Consider the following 14,694-nt stretch of genomic DNA (forward strand, 5'->3'; position numbering starts at 1 on the left):
AATATTAAGATTATTGAAATTTTATTCATATAACTGGTAACTAAAAAAAATATTAATAGTTATTTCCAAATCTCTTCCAAATCTCTTCCAAATCAATAGATCTATTTTTCCCATAACTAATATTGGTGTTTAAGAAACTGTGTTCAAAACAATGAAATCAAAATATTCTATCTATTCAAGAGTGATTTTCAAAAATATGCCTATTCCAGCCATCTCTGCCAAAGAAATGGCAAGAAGGTATGGAGTAAGTATATCTGAAAATAGCATGGACATAGTAACATAAGAATAAACAGATATGATGCTGTTAATCATTAATAAACCGCTAAAAAATATTAAACCAAGTGTGAAATTCGCTCTACTACTCCGGTATATTTTTATGAAAAGGACTATTAATGTACTTAATAACCCCAAGTTAATGACATTGATAAAAGCATTAATTCCCATCCATATATCCATTAGTTAAATCAAGTGTAACTGCGACTAGTGTATTTATTTATTTATTTCCAAATCTCTTCCGTATCTTATTTTTTACTTTTTTTGACTATCTGGTTTTTTACGTCTTGAAATGCATTCATGTTGGCCTCCAGATAACTAGAAATAAAATATAGTATTCCATATTTCTCTCCGGTTTTTGTGATCAAGTTATTCTTCTCTAATACATGGATATGATGTGCTACTGCTTTATAGTCGATATGAATAATTTCGGCCAATTGGTTGATGTTATATGGTTGTTGAATTAATAGCTCTATAATTGAAATTCTTTTGGTTCCTCCCCTTGACCCTGCAAATAAAAACCAAAATAATCTTTTAGCGTTAGGATCAACCATTATTCATCTTGCTTTTTAAATATCATAATTATCCAACTTTAATAAATTTAATTCAAATTAACTTGTTGAAATCGTAAATTTAACTCGGTGTAAATCTTAAAGGTGTTGATAAATTGAATTGATCAAGATGCCATGAGCAATAGGATTGTTGTGATCATTAAGAGTCAAATATCACACTGTAATGTTGATCTTTGGTGATGTCTTTATTCTTATACTTTATTATTGATATTATGGAAAATTCATATTATGCATGCTTAACAACACGATTAATAGCGATCATACGAGATTTCTTTGAGCATTTGCACATGGAACGAAATTATAACAGTTAGATGATATGTTATCTACATTGATGAATACCATAACGGAATCCTAGTTTATATGAAAGTCAATGCTGTTTCATTAACGTATTTGTGGCTATATCTAGACTGGAGACGTTTGCAATTGTATATAGCTTTATTGTTGTTATTGCAACCCTCGTCGATGTATAATATCAAATTAACCGTGTTATACCATCTCCTCCTCCACCTCCAAATTTTATGGTTATAAATCAGACAGTGGGGCCAGATGATATACTGGAGTGCTATTTACCTGCTTCTGTAAAAGATGCTGATTTATGATTGATGGAAGTACATTTTCTGGGGTATAAAAACTAGATATGAGAGTCTCAAATTGCTTAATAAGATACCAGTAACTACCATTAGATTAAACCATTTGAGTAATTGGAATGTAAAAATGGTTTTGAATTATTATCCCTGAGAAGAGAACAAATGATATACTAGTGAGTCTTAAATCCTTGAATTGGGAAGGTAGAAAGTATGGAATACAATAAACTTACACGAGAGGAAGAAAGGGTCATTCTGGAAAAGGAGACGGAAAGGCCATTTCTTGGTAAATATGACAATTTTTATGATGATGGAACTTTTATTTGCCGAAGGTGTAATAATCCACTGTTTTCATCTAAGAGCAAATTTGATGCTGGATGCGGGTGGCCAAGCTTTGATGCAAGCTTTGAAAATGCATTAAAACGTATACCTGATCTTGATGGTGTAAGAACAGAAATACAATGTAATAACTGTGGGGGGCATTTAGGACATGAATTCCGGGGAGAACGTTTAACAGATAAAAACACCAGGGAGTGCGTCAATTCACTATCGATATACTTTATTCCAAAAGGGAAAGAGTTGCCAAAAATAATTCAGGTAGGATAATAAATAATTCTGGAAAATATCTAGATTTAATCTATGTCGAGGCTAGGATAATTTAATAAATATATCATATTAAAATATTCCTTTTCTTTTCATATGAATACATTATTTGGTACTACTTAGTCAATAGTAAGTTTGTTTTTGTGTGTTGGAGGAAAATCTCAAGGGATGAATGTCAGATTTTTTTATCAAATGAGACAACAAATAAGGAGATGACTTATTCAAAATAATACAATTAGATAGATACTATTATTTATCATGTTTACAAAGTATTATTTTATTTCTTAGTAAAGGAACATTATATATATTATGTGAATTTGAACGAGTATGATCACTTTTTAATCTTCAACAGGTAAATCTAAATCTCAACAATATTCTTGATGACCAAAAAATTGAATAATAATCAAGGTAATCTGATAATATTTAATAGTACTCCAATGACCTCTCTGCAAAAAACTAGAAAATTAAAACCCGATAGGTATTCATAATAAGAAGGAAATGTGATGTAATTCACACTAACTATGTTATTCGTCATAAAAACTTGTTATAAGTAAGTTACCTTCTCATTTTTGGTTTACTACTGATTTGAAGTATAAAAATCATGTACACTAGAGGTTCGATTCAATATGTATGTATTATTTATTTGTCTTGTTCCTTAGTCAACCCACTAACCAGCGTAAGGTTTATTCAATAACATTCTAAAAGTAGTATACTTATGGCAAATTATGAAAACATAAAGAAATGTTTGGATGAAAGTGGTGAAGTAATGATAAGGCTAGACAACAACGAGAGTATTGAATTACACAAGCACAACGTAAAGTTTGATGATGCATCACAAGAGATTATAATTGATGCAGCGACCGAAACATATTGGATAGGGGCAGATAAAGTTTCCTACTACTGGATACATAAAGAGGGATTTGAAAAAGGAGAATAATTTTATTATTTTAGCTAATTTTTTGTCTCAAAATCTACAGCATGTATACTACATCAGATGAATTTGTTGGATAAGCATAAAGTATTGGATCATTAAGTTCCTTTGTGGTGAGACCCAATCTTATTGCTATTGAGAATATATTTATGACCTCATCAGAATGCGGTCCTAATAAATGAGCGCCTAGAATTTTATCACTTTCTTCTTCAACCAATACTTTATATCCGGAATGTGTTTCACCTACGCGTTTTGAAGAATACCAATTGGAAGTGTCTTGATTGTTAATCCTAAACCTTAATCCTTGTTCTCTGGCCATTTTTTCTGTTAAACCTACAGATGCAAGTGGCGGAATCGTAAAAACAACGCTAGGTAATCCTTTGTAAGTAGATTCCATAGTATTTCCATTTAGTATATTATTTGCTACTATGTGTCCGTCGTAGGTTGCTACTGGGGTTAATGGTGCACCTCCATTATCTACAGAGTCACCTGCTGCATATACAACAGGATTAGTGACACTTTGAAGGTATCTATTTACCCTTATACCTTTAGAAGTATAATCTACTTTACCACTTGTTAATTCCAGATTCATGATATTAGGAGATCGTCCAGCACCATGCACCACCAAATCAGCTTCCACTTTTGAATTTGTTGGCGCTGTTAAAGATGAATCTCTATTTAAAGATGAATCTATGATACTGGAAAAGTGAACGCTCAATTTGTTACCCTTAATGGTCGCGTTATCTGTCAAAGATGTTCCCAGATTTTCAATCCTTTCGACTTTTTTTTCTAATATAATATTTATACCGATATCCCTACTTTTTTGTACCAATTGATCAACAAGATCTGGATCAAAATGTTCTAATGGCTGTTTACCCCGATGCAAAATCGTGATCCTTTTAGCACCAGATCGAGCAGCAATATGAGCAAATTCAAACGAAATATACCCACCACCTATAAATACGATATTATCAGGCAATTGCTCTTTATCCAGTTCCAAAAATTGATCACTTGTAATTACGTTCTCTGATCCAGGAATATTTAAATTAGCAGGTTTGGCTCCTGTTGCTATCACAATATTCTTGCCATTTAATATGGCATTGCTAGAATCATTTCCTACTAGCACTGAATCCAGACCAACAAACTTTGCAGGGCCATGAAAAGGAACAATACCGACACTGACATAGCTTTCTTCCCTCTCTTTTGGCACGGAATCTGTAAAGGTCCTCTTAAATTTTATTAAATCATGCCATTTTATGCTAATCTCATCCATGTTGCTAATACCTTTATTTTTATGCCTTTGGAATGAGTCAATTGTTTTTGCGGCTTCAACCAGAATTTTTTTTGGCTCACAACCACGCAATGCACAAGTTCCACCAAATGGTACCTCATCAATTATTGCAACTTTTAATCCATTGGAACTACATTCCGATGCTACTGCGGATCCCGCAACCCCTGTTCCAATTACAATCAAATCAAAAATAAATTTATCTACCATCTATAACCAAATCCAATTTACTAACAAATAACCCGAAGGTATTACATTGAAAGTTGAAAGATTTCATTCTTCAAAGTTGTTTCATCTGCATGGAGTAGATTAAAATCTGAGAGATAAAAATCAACGAATAAATTACTTAAAATTCCTGTTAGAGGGACTATTTGACATGTATTTTCATGTTGCGAAGAATCAAGAAAACAACTTCTACAATTTTGTGAGGAATATAACCATGATTGTAAGAGGGATGGATTTAAAGGAAAAGTTAGGTTTCCAGTTAGCATAGAATACTAAATGCGTTATACTATATACAGGTATAGTAATTTCAATCTAAATTTTCATTCATAATTGGACACAGTAAAATATCAACTTCGCACGATTGTTCTCTCTGTGTTGCCAAGGGTAGTCAGAAAATGTCTTATTAGCAAGTTTTATGATACTTGAGGGAAGTATAGCCTTTTAACCATAGATAAGTGACCAATAGTTTTGACATGTAAACAGAGAAAATATTTGGATATACCCAAACAGTCCAAGTTGATGATGTCATATTGAGTTAAGACTGGTATGTTGTGACGATGCAGGGAGATTTGGATGCTGGAAAATTAAGATTCAAATACATCAGGCCTGCACAAATACATAAAAAGTATTGTCACAATGTGGACAATAATCGTTCACGCCTAATTTGTGCGCTAATAGCGCTTCCTTTCAACTAGTTGCCAACCATTAATCTAACGGGGACCGTCAATGGGGATACTTCATGAATAGATTGTAAGAAGACATCCAGTACCTTTCTAACTTCATAAATGCGAGTCATATTAAAAAATTGTCTGCCTAATTATCTTAACCGGTAAAGCCCTCAATGATGAACCAAACATCTAGGACTTAAGAAAAGACAACAGGTCATCGTTAACCTGATCCTGAAGTGTGGCAGTGAGGCCATGAGGAGCTCCAGCATAGTAAATTTCCTTAGCGCCTTTGATAAGCCGGGCCGACTTCTTAGCCGCGTCTTTAACTGGAACAATTTGGTCATCCATTTGGTCATCCTCACCATGCATAACCAAGGTTGGGATGTCGAACTTCTCGAGGTCGGGTAAAATCGGTCTCGGAGAAGGCCTTAATGCTTTCGTAAGCATTCTTAAGGCCAGCCTGCATGCTCCAGAGCCAGAATTGTTCCAGGATTCCTTGGGAGACCTGGGCACCTTTTCTGTTGGCGCCATAAAACGCAATGGCTAGATCCTTGTAGAATTGCGAGCGATCCTTAAAAAAATGGTAAAGTTTGTCGGCCTATTCTTATGTTACCACTTTTAATTAAGTATCATGATTGCATCATCAATAAATAACTATAAAATTTACTCCATAGAAGTCAAAAGCCGAAAGGACATAATAAAAACCAAGAATATGACCACAGCAGACACAAGGAAGGTAGTGGGACCAATCATATTATACAATATACCTCCTAACACAAGCCCAATAATACTGGCTAAGCTTCCCATACTACTTCCAACACCTTGGATTACACCCTGATGAACAGTTCCAGCACGTTTTGAAAGTATTGACATAAATGATGGCCAACTAAGACCATTACCTACTGCAAATAGAATTAATGCGACATAGACAAATATGGTGCTATTTAAAATAAACAGAACAAAATTTATGCTCAAAATTAAACTTCCAATTATCACCAATTTTTCCTCTGAAAATTTTTGTAGAGCTTTTCGAAGAATTGGCCCTTGAACCAAAATCATTACTGCACTTAATACCGAATAGAATATGCCCATTTCAGTTGTCGACCATTTCAAACCTGTAGCTGCATGGATTGGAAAAGCAGTGTAAAAGACATTAAAACCAAGAAAAATAAAAAAATACAAAACCAGCAGGAAAGATATATTCTTCAGTCGGAAGACATCTAGGATTGAAAGGTTGTTGGGATTAGGAAGTTTATAACATTCCTTTGGTTCACAAGAAAAAGCCTTTCTAATTGATTCTGTTTCTTCAGTATTGTTTATGGAAGTTGATATCGATGATGCCACTTTTGATTCCTTTAATTTGAATGCTATGACAATCAGTGCGATCAACGAAATGAATACAGCTGCCAACACTGGTAATAGTTCCTTATAAACAGTTGCGCCTAAAAGTCCCGCCAATGCTGGCCCCACAATAAAACCCAAATTGGAAGATATTGCCATCTTCCCAAAATTTTTACTTCTATTCTTGTCTGTAGAAACATCTGCAAGATAGGCATTAGCAACAGAAATATTGCCTCCTGTTATCCCATCTAACGCTCTGGCCAAAAATAGAATAGCCATTGGAAGTGTAATAATGAACGTCCCAAGAATAATCGAATTAACGCTGTAAATATGCAAGGTGGGTACTAGTAATGCAACTAGAAAAATCATCCAACCGATGAAAGTACCCACATTACTAATCAGTAAAATTTTTTTTCTTCCAATTTTGTCAGACCATTTTCCTAATATAGGTGCGCCAATAAGCTGAAATGCAGGATAAATTGCAGCTAGAATCCCATAAACAAGAGAATTACCTCCAAAATCAAGCACCAAAAATACCAAAAAAGGCAAAACTATGCTAAAACCCATAGTCCCAATAAAATTAGATAATAATAATGGAAAAATTGAAACCTGTCTATCCAGAGTGGCCAATTAAGGTACTATTCGGATCTAATTGAATATAAATATAAAAATTTGTGATTTCATACATTTTTTGTGGTTATCACGTAATTTTTCATGCATTAAGACTTGTATCAACTGTTTTAACCAAGGACAAACTTCAATCATTATTCCAATTCTTCTAAATGTTTTTTTTAAGACATGAGCATCATGGAAATCCTGGTGAGCTTCTTATTGATGCCTTTTCTACTTTTCCTGCTTATTATTAATTTATTTATTTTAGAAAAGATTGATATTAAAAATGAAAATCAGCATTAGAGTTATATCTACTTGGATAGATTAACAATAGCTTGTGACTTTTCAAATTTCCAATGATTCGTAGTATTGCATAAATAAGTATTATACAACATTAATGAGAAAATAGTAGTTTTATTAAATATTGAACAATAAAGGAGACTAATGTGCAATTTAACTTAGTAAAGCTTGCCGTTATTATATTTCTTTGAAGTTAATGATAATATCATGGTTGTTTTTTTGTCAGCCTATTATGACAATATATATTTTGTCTATTTTTGACCTCCCAATATTCCTTTTTGGGATAATCTTTTTATCAAGCTCCTAGGATATCAAAGTGTACTTTTAGACAATATACTACTAATTCTATAACTATGCTTGCTTACTTTTTTTGTTCAAATGCCCAATATTACTTTCTTAGTAGTAATCCAATAATCCTGTCGTCTAGGGGCAATGATTAATGGGCATAATCAATACAACAAAGGATAGTGGTATAATACAATCATTGGTTATAGATGAACAAGTTGATGATCTGGCAGGATCAGCACAACCCATGATAGACTATCCTTTGTTATTGAAACTTGTCTCTGTTGTCGTTCTCATTTGGAGTAGTTGCTACACCACAAGAGCGCGTAATTATAATAATATGCTTAAAGAAGAAAAAACTAACTCTTCATCAATATTTATAAATTTCAATCAAACGGTATTCGTTATCAGTGATTGTTATTTTTCTTGCATATCAAACAATATCTTTAAATTCATATGAATGAGAATAGAAGGAAAACAAACTTAGCTGACCTTTAATTTCCAATTTTGGCTCCTAATGTCTAACAAACTCTCTAATTAAATGCTTAATCAATCAGTAATTTTGTTATTATGATTTAATTATTGTTTTTTTATCTTTCTTTTTCTTGCTCATATAACTATTTCATTAATTTATTCTCCTTATAAATAAATTAATAAACAGGATTATCAAACACTTGTGAAATCATTTCTTTAAATAAGAAAAAAATGAGATACGCACTCTTGTATCTTGTTTAAAATGCAACACGAATTCAATTGATATTAGATGACTTGATGAGGATTGTCATCCGACAATTTATAATTGACTGATCTTTATATATAGAATACCTAGATTTACCATGTTATACAGGAACAAAATCTAATAGTTTTGAACTACTGATCTTTTTTCTTATCCTTTGATAGGTGAAAGGCAATAAACCAAATTAATATACATACTTTTGAAGTTGCACTATTGCGATACTAGTACAAGAGAAATTTATATCAAATTTTGTTATACTTTCGTTATCAGTTTGAGAGACAAATAATACCTTGTCTTTTCTTAATATACTGGTGTATATACATGAGCCTTTACAAAAATATATTTGAAATAAAGTTAAATCTAAAGTAATTGAATGGTGTGGATAGTAATACACAGGGTATAACAATATATTATATATTTTACATATATTAATCAATTAAATACTATGGTGTAGGTAAACAATTTTTGACAATCTATCATAAATTCAGCTTTATTTGTTAATTAATAATGAGCAAAATAAGGAAAGTTCCAAAAGGATATCATTCAGTTACACCATGTTTGGTGGTAAAAGAAGGCTTGAAAGCAGTCGAATATTATAAAAAAGTATTTGGGGCAAAAGATCAAGGATTAATGATGACTCCTGATGGAAAATCCGTTGCACACGCTGAATTAGAAATAGGTGATTCGAAGATTATGTTGTGTGATGAATTTCCTCAAATGAAGTGTCTTGCTCCATCTACTATTGGAGGTACTCCCGTTTCATTATACTTGTACGTTGAAGATGTGGATAAAACATTTAACTTGGCCGTGACAGAAGGAGCAAAAATTTTGGATCCGTTAACAGACCAATTTTGGGGAGATAGACATGGAATTGTTCAAGATCCATTCGGTCATATTTGGTCATTAGCAACTCATGTAAAAAATCTTACTGGGTCTGAAATGAAAAAGGCTGCGGAAGAAGCATTTTCAAAGAAGCCCGCATAATTTATTAACTCTCCATTGATATATTTCCCAAATACCTTTCTCTTTTATGAACCTGATTACTATCATCAACCTATTTGGAAAAAGAACTATATATTAGAATGTGGATAGGCTAGTTCTAATTAGTCTGATTTATCTGTGAATATTCTGAATTGGTAGTGTTTAATCCAAAAGGTGATTGTTTCAGATCATGGATAACTTTGTTAAATATTGAGTTTTGATTCAATTGCTATTACCGTAGTAAGATGCCTTGGTCTGTGTAATTTCTTTTTGGCGATAGATCAATCTATGAATATTGCATAAATTATTACTCATAACAGGATCTAGTAATTTCTAGTGTACTTAAATAGCATATCTATTTATTCAGATATAAATGCAAGTAGGGATCGATAGCTTTGCAGCAGCACATGATAATACTAACCTCTCAGTTAGTACTGTTGAACGTTTACAAGGATTAATGGAACAAATAGAACTAGCCGACCAACTTGGGTTAGATATATTTGGAATTGGAGAGCATCATCGCAAAGAATACTTGGATTCTGCTCCAACTGTTATTTTAGCTGCTGCAGCAGCAAGAACCAAACGTATTCGCCTAACAAGTGCTGTTACTGTTTTAAGTGCTGCAGATCCCGTAAGAGTTTTTCAAGAATTTGCAACTCTGGATCTATTGTCAAAGGGACGAGCTGAGATGGTAGTTGGTAGGGGCTCATTTGTAGAGGCATTCCCCCTGTTTGGTCTATCTTTACAAGACTATGATTTGCTATTTGAAGAGAAGATTGATTTGTTATTGAAACTGCGCGAGAATGAATATGTTCACTGGTCTGGTAATTATAGACCTAAACTTAGTGGACAAGGAGTTTATCCCAGACCCCTGCAAAATCCCTTACCAGTATGGATAGGTGTGGGAGGAACGCCTGAATCATTTATCCGTGCCGGTAATCTTGGATTACCTCTTATGGTTGCAATAATTGGAGGAAAAACACATCAATTTAGACCACTAATAGATCTGTATAAAGAAGCTGGTAGAAGAGCTGGACATCCTCTAGACAAATTGAAAGTAGGAATACATTCTCTGGGTTATGTAGGAGAAACTACTGATGAAGCCATTGAGGACTTCTTTCCTGGATATGCACATACCATGACAGAAATTGGTAAGGAACGAGGGTGGCCAAGAATGACTCGAGAGAGATTTTATGCTCAACAAGGCCCAGAAGGAGCACTTGTTGTGGGCGATCCTACTGAAGTTATCGAAAAAATAATTAGGCATAGTAAAGCACTTGGAGAGATTTCTAGATTTACCTTTATGATGAATCCTTCAGCATTAACTCATGATAAACTAATCCGCTCTACCAAATTAATATGTACTAAAGTATTACCTGCATTACGTCAACATTATGATCAAAAAGATTAACCATAATTCAATTTATATGAAGTAAATAACATACTTTTATCACAACGCTTCTAAAAGGTGATACTCTGAGATCAGTAGAATCAAAAAAATGACTCATATTCTCATTTCTTGCTCTCAAGCTCTATCTTCTATCTATCCATTCTTTGTACGACATTCGTGGGACTTTAAATAAGTCGATGGTTCTGGTATAAAAATCTCTACCGTGGGCTCTACCTATTGGTCTTATTAACTCCACAAGAATCCTGAAATCGTTTTCATTAAATTCTATGAATTCGTCCTTTAAATGTATATAAATTATTTCGCCCAAAATTATGCGTGTATTTCGAATTTCTATCGTGTTTACATGACGACATTCAAGATTAGCAACAGATTCGGCAATTCGAGGTGGTCTTATCTTTGTTGAGGGAATCTTAGTTAAACCGGCTATTTCGGTCTCATCAATATCTGAAGGAAAATCAACCGATGTAGTATTAACTTCATTTACTATCTTCTCATTGACTATGTTGATTACGAATTCTCCTGTCTGTTGTATATTATACCCTGTATCTTTTAGGCCATTTCTACGTGTCTCGTCTTTTCCAACTCCCAGTGCAACTATAGGAGGATCGTTACCCATCAAATTAAAAAAAGAAAATGGGGCAGCATTTACAATTCCTTGTGTGTCTATCGAAGTAACAAAAGCGATGGGTCTAGGAACTACTAAAGATATTAATAGATTATATCTTTTTGACGGGGACAATTTATCTAAATCAAATTCTGTCATTTTTTAAATCACTCATTCTAGACTATTAGGACACTATATCGACATAAATGCCATTTCTTTCAAGATAAAAGATTTTCTTAAAAGTAAAAGTCAGAAAGAAATGAGAACAGTAGGTCAATTCATAAATAAACTTAAGAAGACATTGCAAATAATAAATGACAATTAATAAATTTTTTTTTACATATGGTAGACAGATAGTTTGATTATCTCTAGTAGAAATGATGTAATCTCTATGCTAGAAAAAGACGCTGTAAATATTTTGTCAGAATCTGCATACGGTAAGCATAATTTGGTAATATATAGCACATATGGTGATTTAAGAGACTTTACATAAATATATTTAAAAGCAGATTCAAGAAAAAAATGGAGTAATCGAGTTTCTACCTTTTATTATACTGAAAATTCAATTCGAACTATCCTGTCTGACAGTAGTTTCGAAATAGTTGAAGAGATGATTGAAAACAGAGACAAAACTTTAATCCTACACGATTACTTAGGGATGTATTTTGATCAATCGTCACCAGAATCAATAAGGAATGCCCATTTTGATTTCGTTGAACATTCCAATGCCATGAAAACCAAAGGAATTTCAATATCAAGTTATATGGGTGATTTTTTCTTCAAAAAAGAAATCCAGAGGCTTCTTGATTATGAAAAAATCTTACACAAGGATTTTGATGCAAATCTTAAAGGATACACTCTATCACCAAAATGACTTTAATAATTTGTCTGACGATGTTAAACAAAAACTATTTAATTATCATCAAATTGCCATAAAAATTTAGCATAGATCGAATTATTTTTATTGTCAAACGTCATTTATTTGTCAACATAACTCGGGAAACTAGTGTTATATTAATCAGGTTATAAATATAATTTATTTGACTTCGTTGGCCCATAATTCATTTATCATACTTCTTAAATCGGCAAATCTAACTGGCTTTTGAATTAGCCTGTCGAACTTGGCTTGCTTGAAATTTTCTTGGTCTCTTAGATCTTTGGTTTCAAACGCTGTCATTAAAAAGATATGAATATTTTCATTGATTTCTCTCATCTTAATGGCAAGATCAATTCCACAAATTCCTGGCATCCTCAAATCGGTAATTACTAGGGAGTGTTTGTTTGATGTTTCTTTGAAAAAATCTAATGCTATTAGTGGATCAACAAAAGATACCACACCATATCCTTCCTTTTCTAAAAATGATTTAAAAAGTGAAGCTAGTTCCATTTCATCATCTATTACAATGATGGAACGGCCAGATGACATGAAAATTTTATTTTTAAGTTAGTATTTAATCTTATCTGAAGGTGGATATCTAATTGATGTATTTCACTAAAAAATTAGATCTTAAAGTAATATCCAAATTATAAATCATGGCAGACGTCTCACTTAGTCGTCTATTTAAACCAAATTTCTTATTTGAGTATGGATTTTGAGCAAAAAAGCTCAAAAATAGACATAAAGATAAATAATATCTAATAATTACAATTAGTATCACTATATATTGTATTTGTTAGTTGGTGTGGACAAATTTTTGCTTAATGGAATCGGATTTAATGAAACTAAAAATGCCCACGAGGAAATGATGGGAACTACCAAAAGTTGTAGACTTTATTATGGAGGGGGAAATAAACCACAACACGAATCCTACAAATTGCTGTTATATTCGAGTTATTATTTTTATTCGATATATTGTAGGTAATAGTTCCTTCGCTCACACAAGTAATGAGGTGTCCTCGACAGCCTACTTGATAAATTCAACTAAATAGATTCCTGTTTGTCAATTACTATGAAATTATTATTTATTTAAACTATGTGAAACAAGGTGTTTTAATGTCAAAATCTAAATTTTCTTTATTTGGACTCGCGCTATCTGCCATAATAATGGTTTCAATCACTTCGTCCTTACACTCTTTCATCAGCGCCGAACCAGTTGTCATGGATATTAATAAGGCAAAAGATCCGGGTCCAGGATTTGGGACTGAGAAAATAGGTACATTATCTATCGACGCCAAGAATAATACTATAGTTATTAATGCAAACTTGACTGCAACTCCAAAAGCAGACAAGGCATTTGAAGCATGGTTAGTGGATGCAGACGGTTCTAACTATAAGCTTAGTTTGGGTGCATTCAACGGTGGACAATTAAATGTTTCTGAAAATATGGTCAATCCATATACATACACACAATTCATAGTAACTGAAGAACCCCTCTCAGACACTGATCCTAATGCAGCAGGTACATATGGTGGAGCTGAATTACAACCACCATTTGGCCAATAATCTTTTTTTTGTTAACAATTAGCGTTTCATAATATCGCACTGCAGTGACAAAAGTTAACGATTAAGAACAAACATTTCCACTTTATAGTCTAATTTATTATGCATTGAATTTATTTTTTGCAATTTATATGAACTTAAAAAAGGTAAATAAAATAAAAAATAACTTGTAAAACGTGTTTATACATATATTCAACTCATAAAAGCACGTCTTTTCCTAGGATGATGATTATATTCTTTTAAATCGTTATTAATCGGATCAATCATGCTTTCAAATTATTTCATTTTTGGATTTTTCAAATATTTAAAATGTCAAGCTAGTTAAAAATTATGATAAAATTTTTTATTTAATTGTTGAGTTAAAAAAATTTGGATTAGGTTCTAATTTTTAGCTTGAACCGTTAACTAGGTCTTGTAATCCTTCTACTGCGCCTTGAGTAGCATTAGAAAGAGCCTCACCTGTTTCGTTCATTGCGCCACCTAATCCTTGTGTTGCGTTACCAGCTGCTTCACCTGTTTCGTTTGCAGCACCTTGCATACCTTCTCCGGTTTGATTAGCTGATTGGCTCATATTTTGTGCAAAAGCATTCACTGCAAAACTTCCTGCAACAAAAGTCAAAGCTATGAAAATAGTGTATACTAATGAATTATTCATTAATATTTAGCATTGACTATGGCTTTTAAACTTTGTGTTCTATTTTTGTGATAAATCATTATAATTGGTAACCGTTATATTTTTTATCTTGTGTTACTATGCATAGTATATATACTTTGTTATTTAAATATAATATCCTTTAGAATTATCAAATTATAATGCTGGGGACTACTATTGCAATACTA

15 protein-coding genes and 1 pseudogene are annotated in these 14,694 nt (G+C 32.7%); 8 read left to right on the plus strand and 8 right to left on the minus strand.

Annotation, left to right across the window (positions count from 1 at the left end; translation table 11 throughout):
• Positions 1 to 171: 171 nt before the first annotated feature.
• Together F1Z66_RS15250 and F1Z66_RS04170 are read right to left on the minus strand one after the other, a co-directional pair.
• Positions 172 to 312 carry a hypothetical protein gene (locus F1Z66_RS15250; protein WP_154670483.1) on the minus strand — a complete coding sequence of 47 codons (141 nt, stop codon included), beginning with the start codon at positions 310 to 312 and terminating at the stop codon, positions 172 to 174.
• Positions 313 to 521: 209 nt separating this feature from the next.
• Entirely contained in the window at positions 522 to 827 is a 306-nt protein-coding gene (locus tag F1Z66_RS04170; RefSeq protein WP_201448572.1) for an ArsR/SmtB family transcription factor, read from the minus strand.
• An 815-nt stretch (positions 828 to 1,642) separates the two neighbouring features.
• Here F1Z66_RS04170 and F1Z66_RS04175 point away from each other — a divergent pair.
• Together F1Z66_RS04175 and F1Z66_RS04180 are read left to right on the plus strand one after the other, a co-directional pair.
• The gene (locus tag F1Z66_RS04175) at positions 1,643 to 2,035 is read left to right on the plus strand and encodes a methionine-R-sulfoxide reductase (protein WP_149862356.1); all 393 of its coding nucleotides are present in this window, start codon (positions 1,643 to 1,645) and stop codon (positions 2,033 to 2,035) included.
• 712 nt (positions 2,036 to 2,747) lie between these two features.
• Positions 2,748 to 2,969, plus strand: coding sequence for a hypothetical protein (locus tag F1Z66_RS04180; RefSeq protein ID WP_149862357.1), 222 nt, complete (start codon positions 2,748 to 2,750; stop codon positions 2,967 to 2,969).
• Between the two features lie 34 nt (positions 2,970 to 3,003).
• Here the strand turns inward: F1Z66_RS04180 and F1Z66_RS04185 are convergent, their stop codons facing one another.
• From F1Z66_RS04185 to F1Z66_RS04195, 3 genes and pseudogenes are all read right to left on the minus strand, one after another.
• A complete protein-coding gene (locus tag F1Z66_RS04185; protein ID WP_149862358.1) occupies positions 3,004 to 4,461 on the minus strand; it encodes a dihydrolipoyl dehydrogenase family protein in 1,458 nt (485 codons plus the stop codon).
• Positions 4,462 to 5,333: 872 nt separating this feature from the next.
• Positions 5,334 to 5,715 (minus strand): annotated as a pseudogene (locus tag F1Z66_RS16390) (alpha/beta fold hydrolase); the annotation flags it as partial.
• 92 nt (positions 5,716 to 5,807) lie between these two features.
• The gene (locus F1Z66_RS04195) at positions 5,808 to 7,115 is read right to left on the minus strand and encodes an MFS transporter (protein ID WP_201448574.1); all 1,308 of its coding nucleotides are present in this window, start codon (positions 7,113 to 7,115) and stop codon (positions 5,808 to 5,810) included.
• Between the two features lie 721 nt (positions 7,116 to 7,836).
• Here F1Z66_RS04195 and F1Z66_RS04200 point away from each other — a divergent pair.
• From F1Z66_RS04200 to F1Z66_RS04210, 3 genes are all read left to right on the plus strand, one after another.
• Entirely contained in the window at positions 7,837 to 8,142 is a 306-nt protein-coding gene (locus F1Z66_RS04200; protein WP_149862359.1) for a hypothetical protein, read from the plus strand.
• Positions 8,143 to 8,925: 783 nt separating this feature from the next.
• Complete coding sequence (locus tag F1Z66_RS04205; RefSeq protein ID WP_149862360.1) at positions 8,926 to 9,402, plus strand: VOC family protein; 477 nt, start codon at positions 8,926 to 8,928, stop codon at positions 9,400 to 9,402.
• 370 nt (positions 9,403 to 9,772) lie between these two features.
• Complete coding sequence (locus F1Z66_RS04210; RefSeq protein ID WP_149862361.1) at positions 9,773 to 10,810, plus strand: LLM class flavin-dependent oxidoreductase; 1,038 nt, start codon at positions 9,773 to 9,775, stop codon at positions 10,808 to 10,810.
• A 121-nt stretch (positions 10,811 to 10,931) separates the two neighbouring features.
• On the opposite strand, the gene F1Z66_RS04215 is transcribed toward F1Z66_RS04210, so the two are convergent.
• Positions 10,932 to 11,573, minus strand: coding sequence for a flavin reductase family protein (locus F1Z66_RS04215; protein WP_149862362.1), 642 nt, complete (start codon positions 11,571 to 11,573; stop codon positions 10,932 to 10,934).
• 199 nt (positions 11,574 to 11,772) lie between these two features.
• Between F1Z66_RS04215 and F1Z66_RS16215 the strand changes: the two genes are divergently transcribed.
• Positions 11,773 to 11,907 (plus strand): hypothetical protein, encoded by a 135-nt coding sequence (locus F1Z66_RS16215; RefSeq protein ID WP_255437889.1) that lies wholly within the window; start codon positions 11,773 to 11,775, stop codon positions 11,905 to 11,907.
• Between the two features lie 117 nt (positions 11,908 to 12,024).
• A complete protein-coding gene (locus F1Z66_RS04220; RefSeq protein WP_149862363.1) occupies positions 12,025 to 12,288 on the plus strand; it encodes a hypothetical protein in 264 nt (87 codons plus the stop codon).
• A gap of 162 nt (positions 12,289 to 12,450) precedes the next feature.
• Here F1Z66_RS04220 and F1Z66_RS04225 read toward each other — a convergent pair whose 3' ends face one another.
• On the minus strand, positions 12,451 to 12,840 hold the full coding sequence (locus F1Z66_RS04225; protein ID WP_149862364.1) for a response regulator: 390 nt from the start codon (positions 12,838 to 12,840) through the stop codon (positions 12,451 to 12,453).
• Between the two features lie 567 nt (positions 12,841 to 13,407).
• Here F1Z66_RS04225 and F1Z66_RS04230 point away from each other — a divergent pair.
• Complete coding sequence (locus F1Z66_RS04230) at positions 13,408 to 13,857, plus strand: anti-sigma factor domain-containing protein (RefSeq protein WP_149862365.1); 450 nt, start codon at positions 13,408 to 13,410, stop codon at positions 13,855 to 13,857.
• 385 nt (positions 13,858 to 14,242) lie between these two features.
• Here F1Z66_RS04230 and F1Z66_RS04235 read toward each other — a convergent pair whose 3' ends face one another.
• Positions 14,243 to 14,446, minus strand: a complete 204-nt coding sequence (locus F1Z66_RS04235) for a hypothetical protein (RefSeq protein ID WP_149862366.1) — start codon at positions 14,444 to 14,446, stop codon at positions 14,243 to 14,245.
• Positions 14,447 to 14,694: the final 248 nt, after the last annotated feature.

Source organism: Candidatus Nitrosocosmicus agrestis, assembly GCF_008389435.1.
Classification (GTDB): Archaea; Thermoproteota; Nitrososphaeria; order Nitrososphaerales; family Nitrososphaeraceae; genus Nitrosocosmicus; species Nitrosocosmicus agrestis.

Excerpts from the sequence above, each read along its gene's own strand:
- F1Z66_RS04225 (WP_149862364.1), bottom strand. The coding sequence starts at position 12,840 with ATGTCATCTGGCCGTTCCATCATTGTAATAGATGATGAAATGGAACTA.
- F1Z66_RS04180 (WP_149862357.1), top strand. The coding sequence starts at position 2,748 with ATGGCAAATTATGAAAACATAAAGAAATGTTTGGATGAAAGTGGTGAA.
- F1Z66_RS04210 (WP_149862361.1), top strand. The coding sequence starts at position 9,773 with ATGCAAGTAGGGATCGATAGCTTTGCAGCAGCACATGATAATACTAAC.
- F1Z66_RS04170 (WP_201448572.1), bottom strand. The coding sequence starts at position 827 with ATGGTTGATCCTAACGCTAAAAGATTATTTTGGTTTTTATTTGCAGGG.
- F1Z66_RS04220 (WP_149862363.1), top strand. The coding sequence starts at position 12,025 with ATGATTGAAAACAGAGACAAAACTTTAATCCTACACGATTACTTAGGG.
- F1Z66_RS04230 (WP_149862365.1), top strand. The coding sequence starts at position 13,408 with ATGTCAAAATCTAAATTTTCTTTATTTGGACTCGCGCTATCTGCCATA.
- F1Z66_RS04175 (WP_149862356.1), top strand. The coding sequence starts at position 1,643 with ATGGAATACAATAAACTTACACGAGAGGAAGAAAGGGTCATTCTGGAA.
- F1Z66_RS04215 (WP_149862362.1), bottom strand. The coding sequence starts at position 11,573 with ATGACAGAATTTGATTTAGATAAATTGTCCCCGTCAAAAAGATATAAT.
- F1Z66_RS04200 (WP_149862359.1), top strand. The coding sequence starts at position 7,837 with ATGGGCATAATCAATACAACAAAGGATAGTGGTATAATACAATCATTG.
- F1Z66_RS04185 (WP_149862358.1), bottom strand. The coding sequence starts at position 4,461 with ATGGTAGATAAATTTATTTTTGATTTGATTGTAATTGGAACAGGGGTT.
- F1Z66_RS04205 (WP_149862360.1), top strand. The coding sequence starts at position 8,926 with ATGAGCAAAATAAGGAAAGTTCCAAAAGGATATCATTCAGTTACACCA.
- F1Z66_RS15250 (WP_154670483.1), bottom strand. The coding sequence starts at position 312 with ATGATTAACAGCATCATATCTGTTTATTCTTATGTTACTATGTCCATG.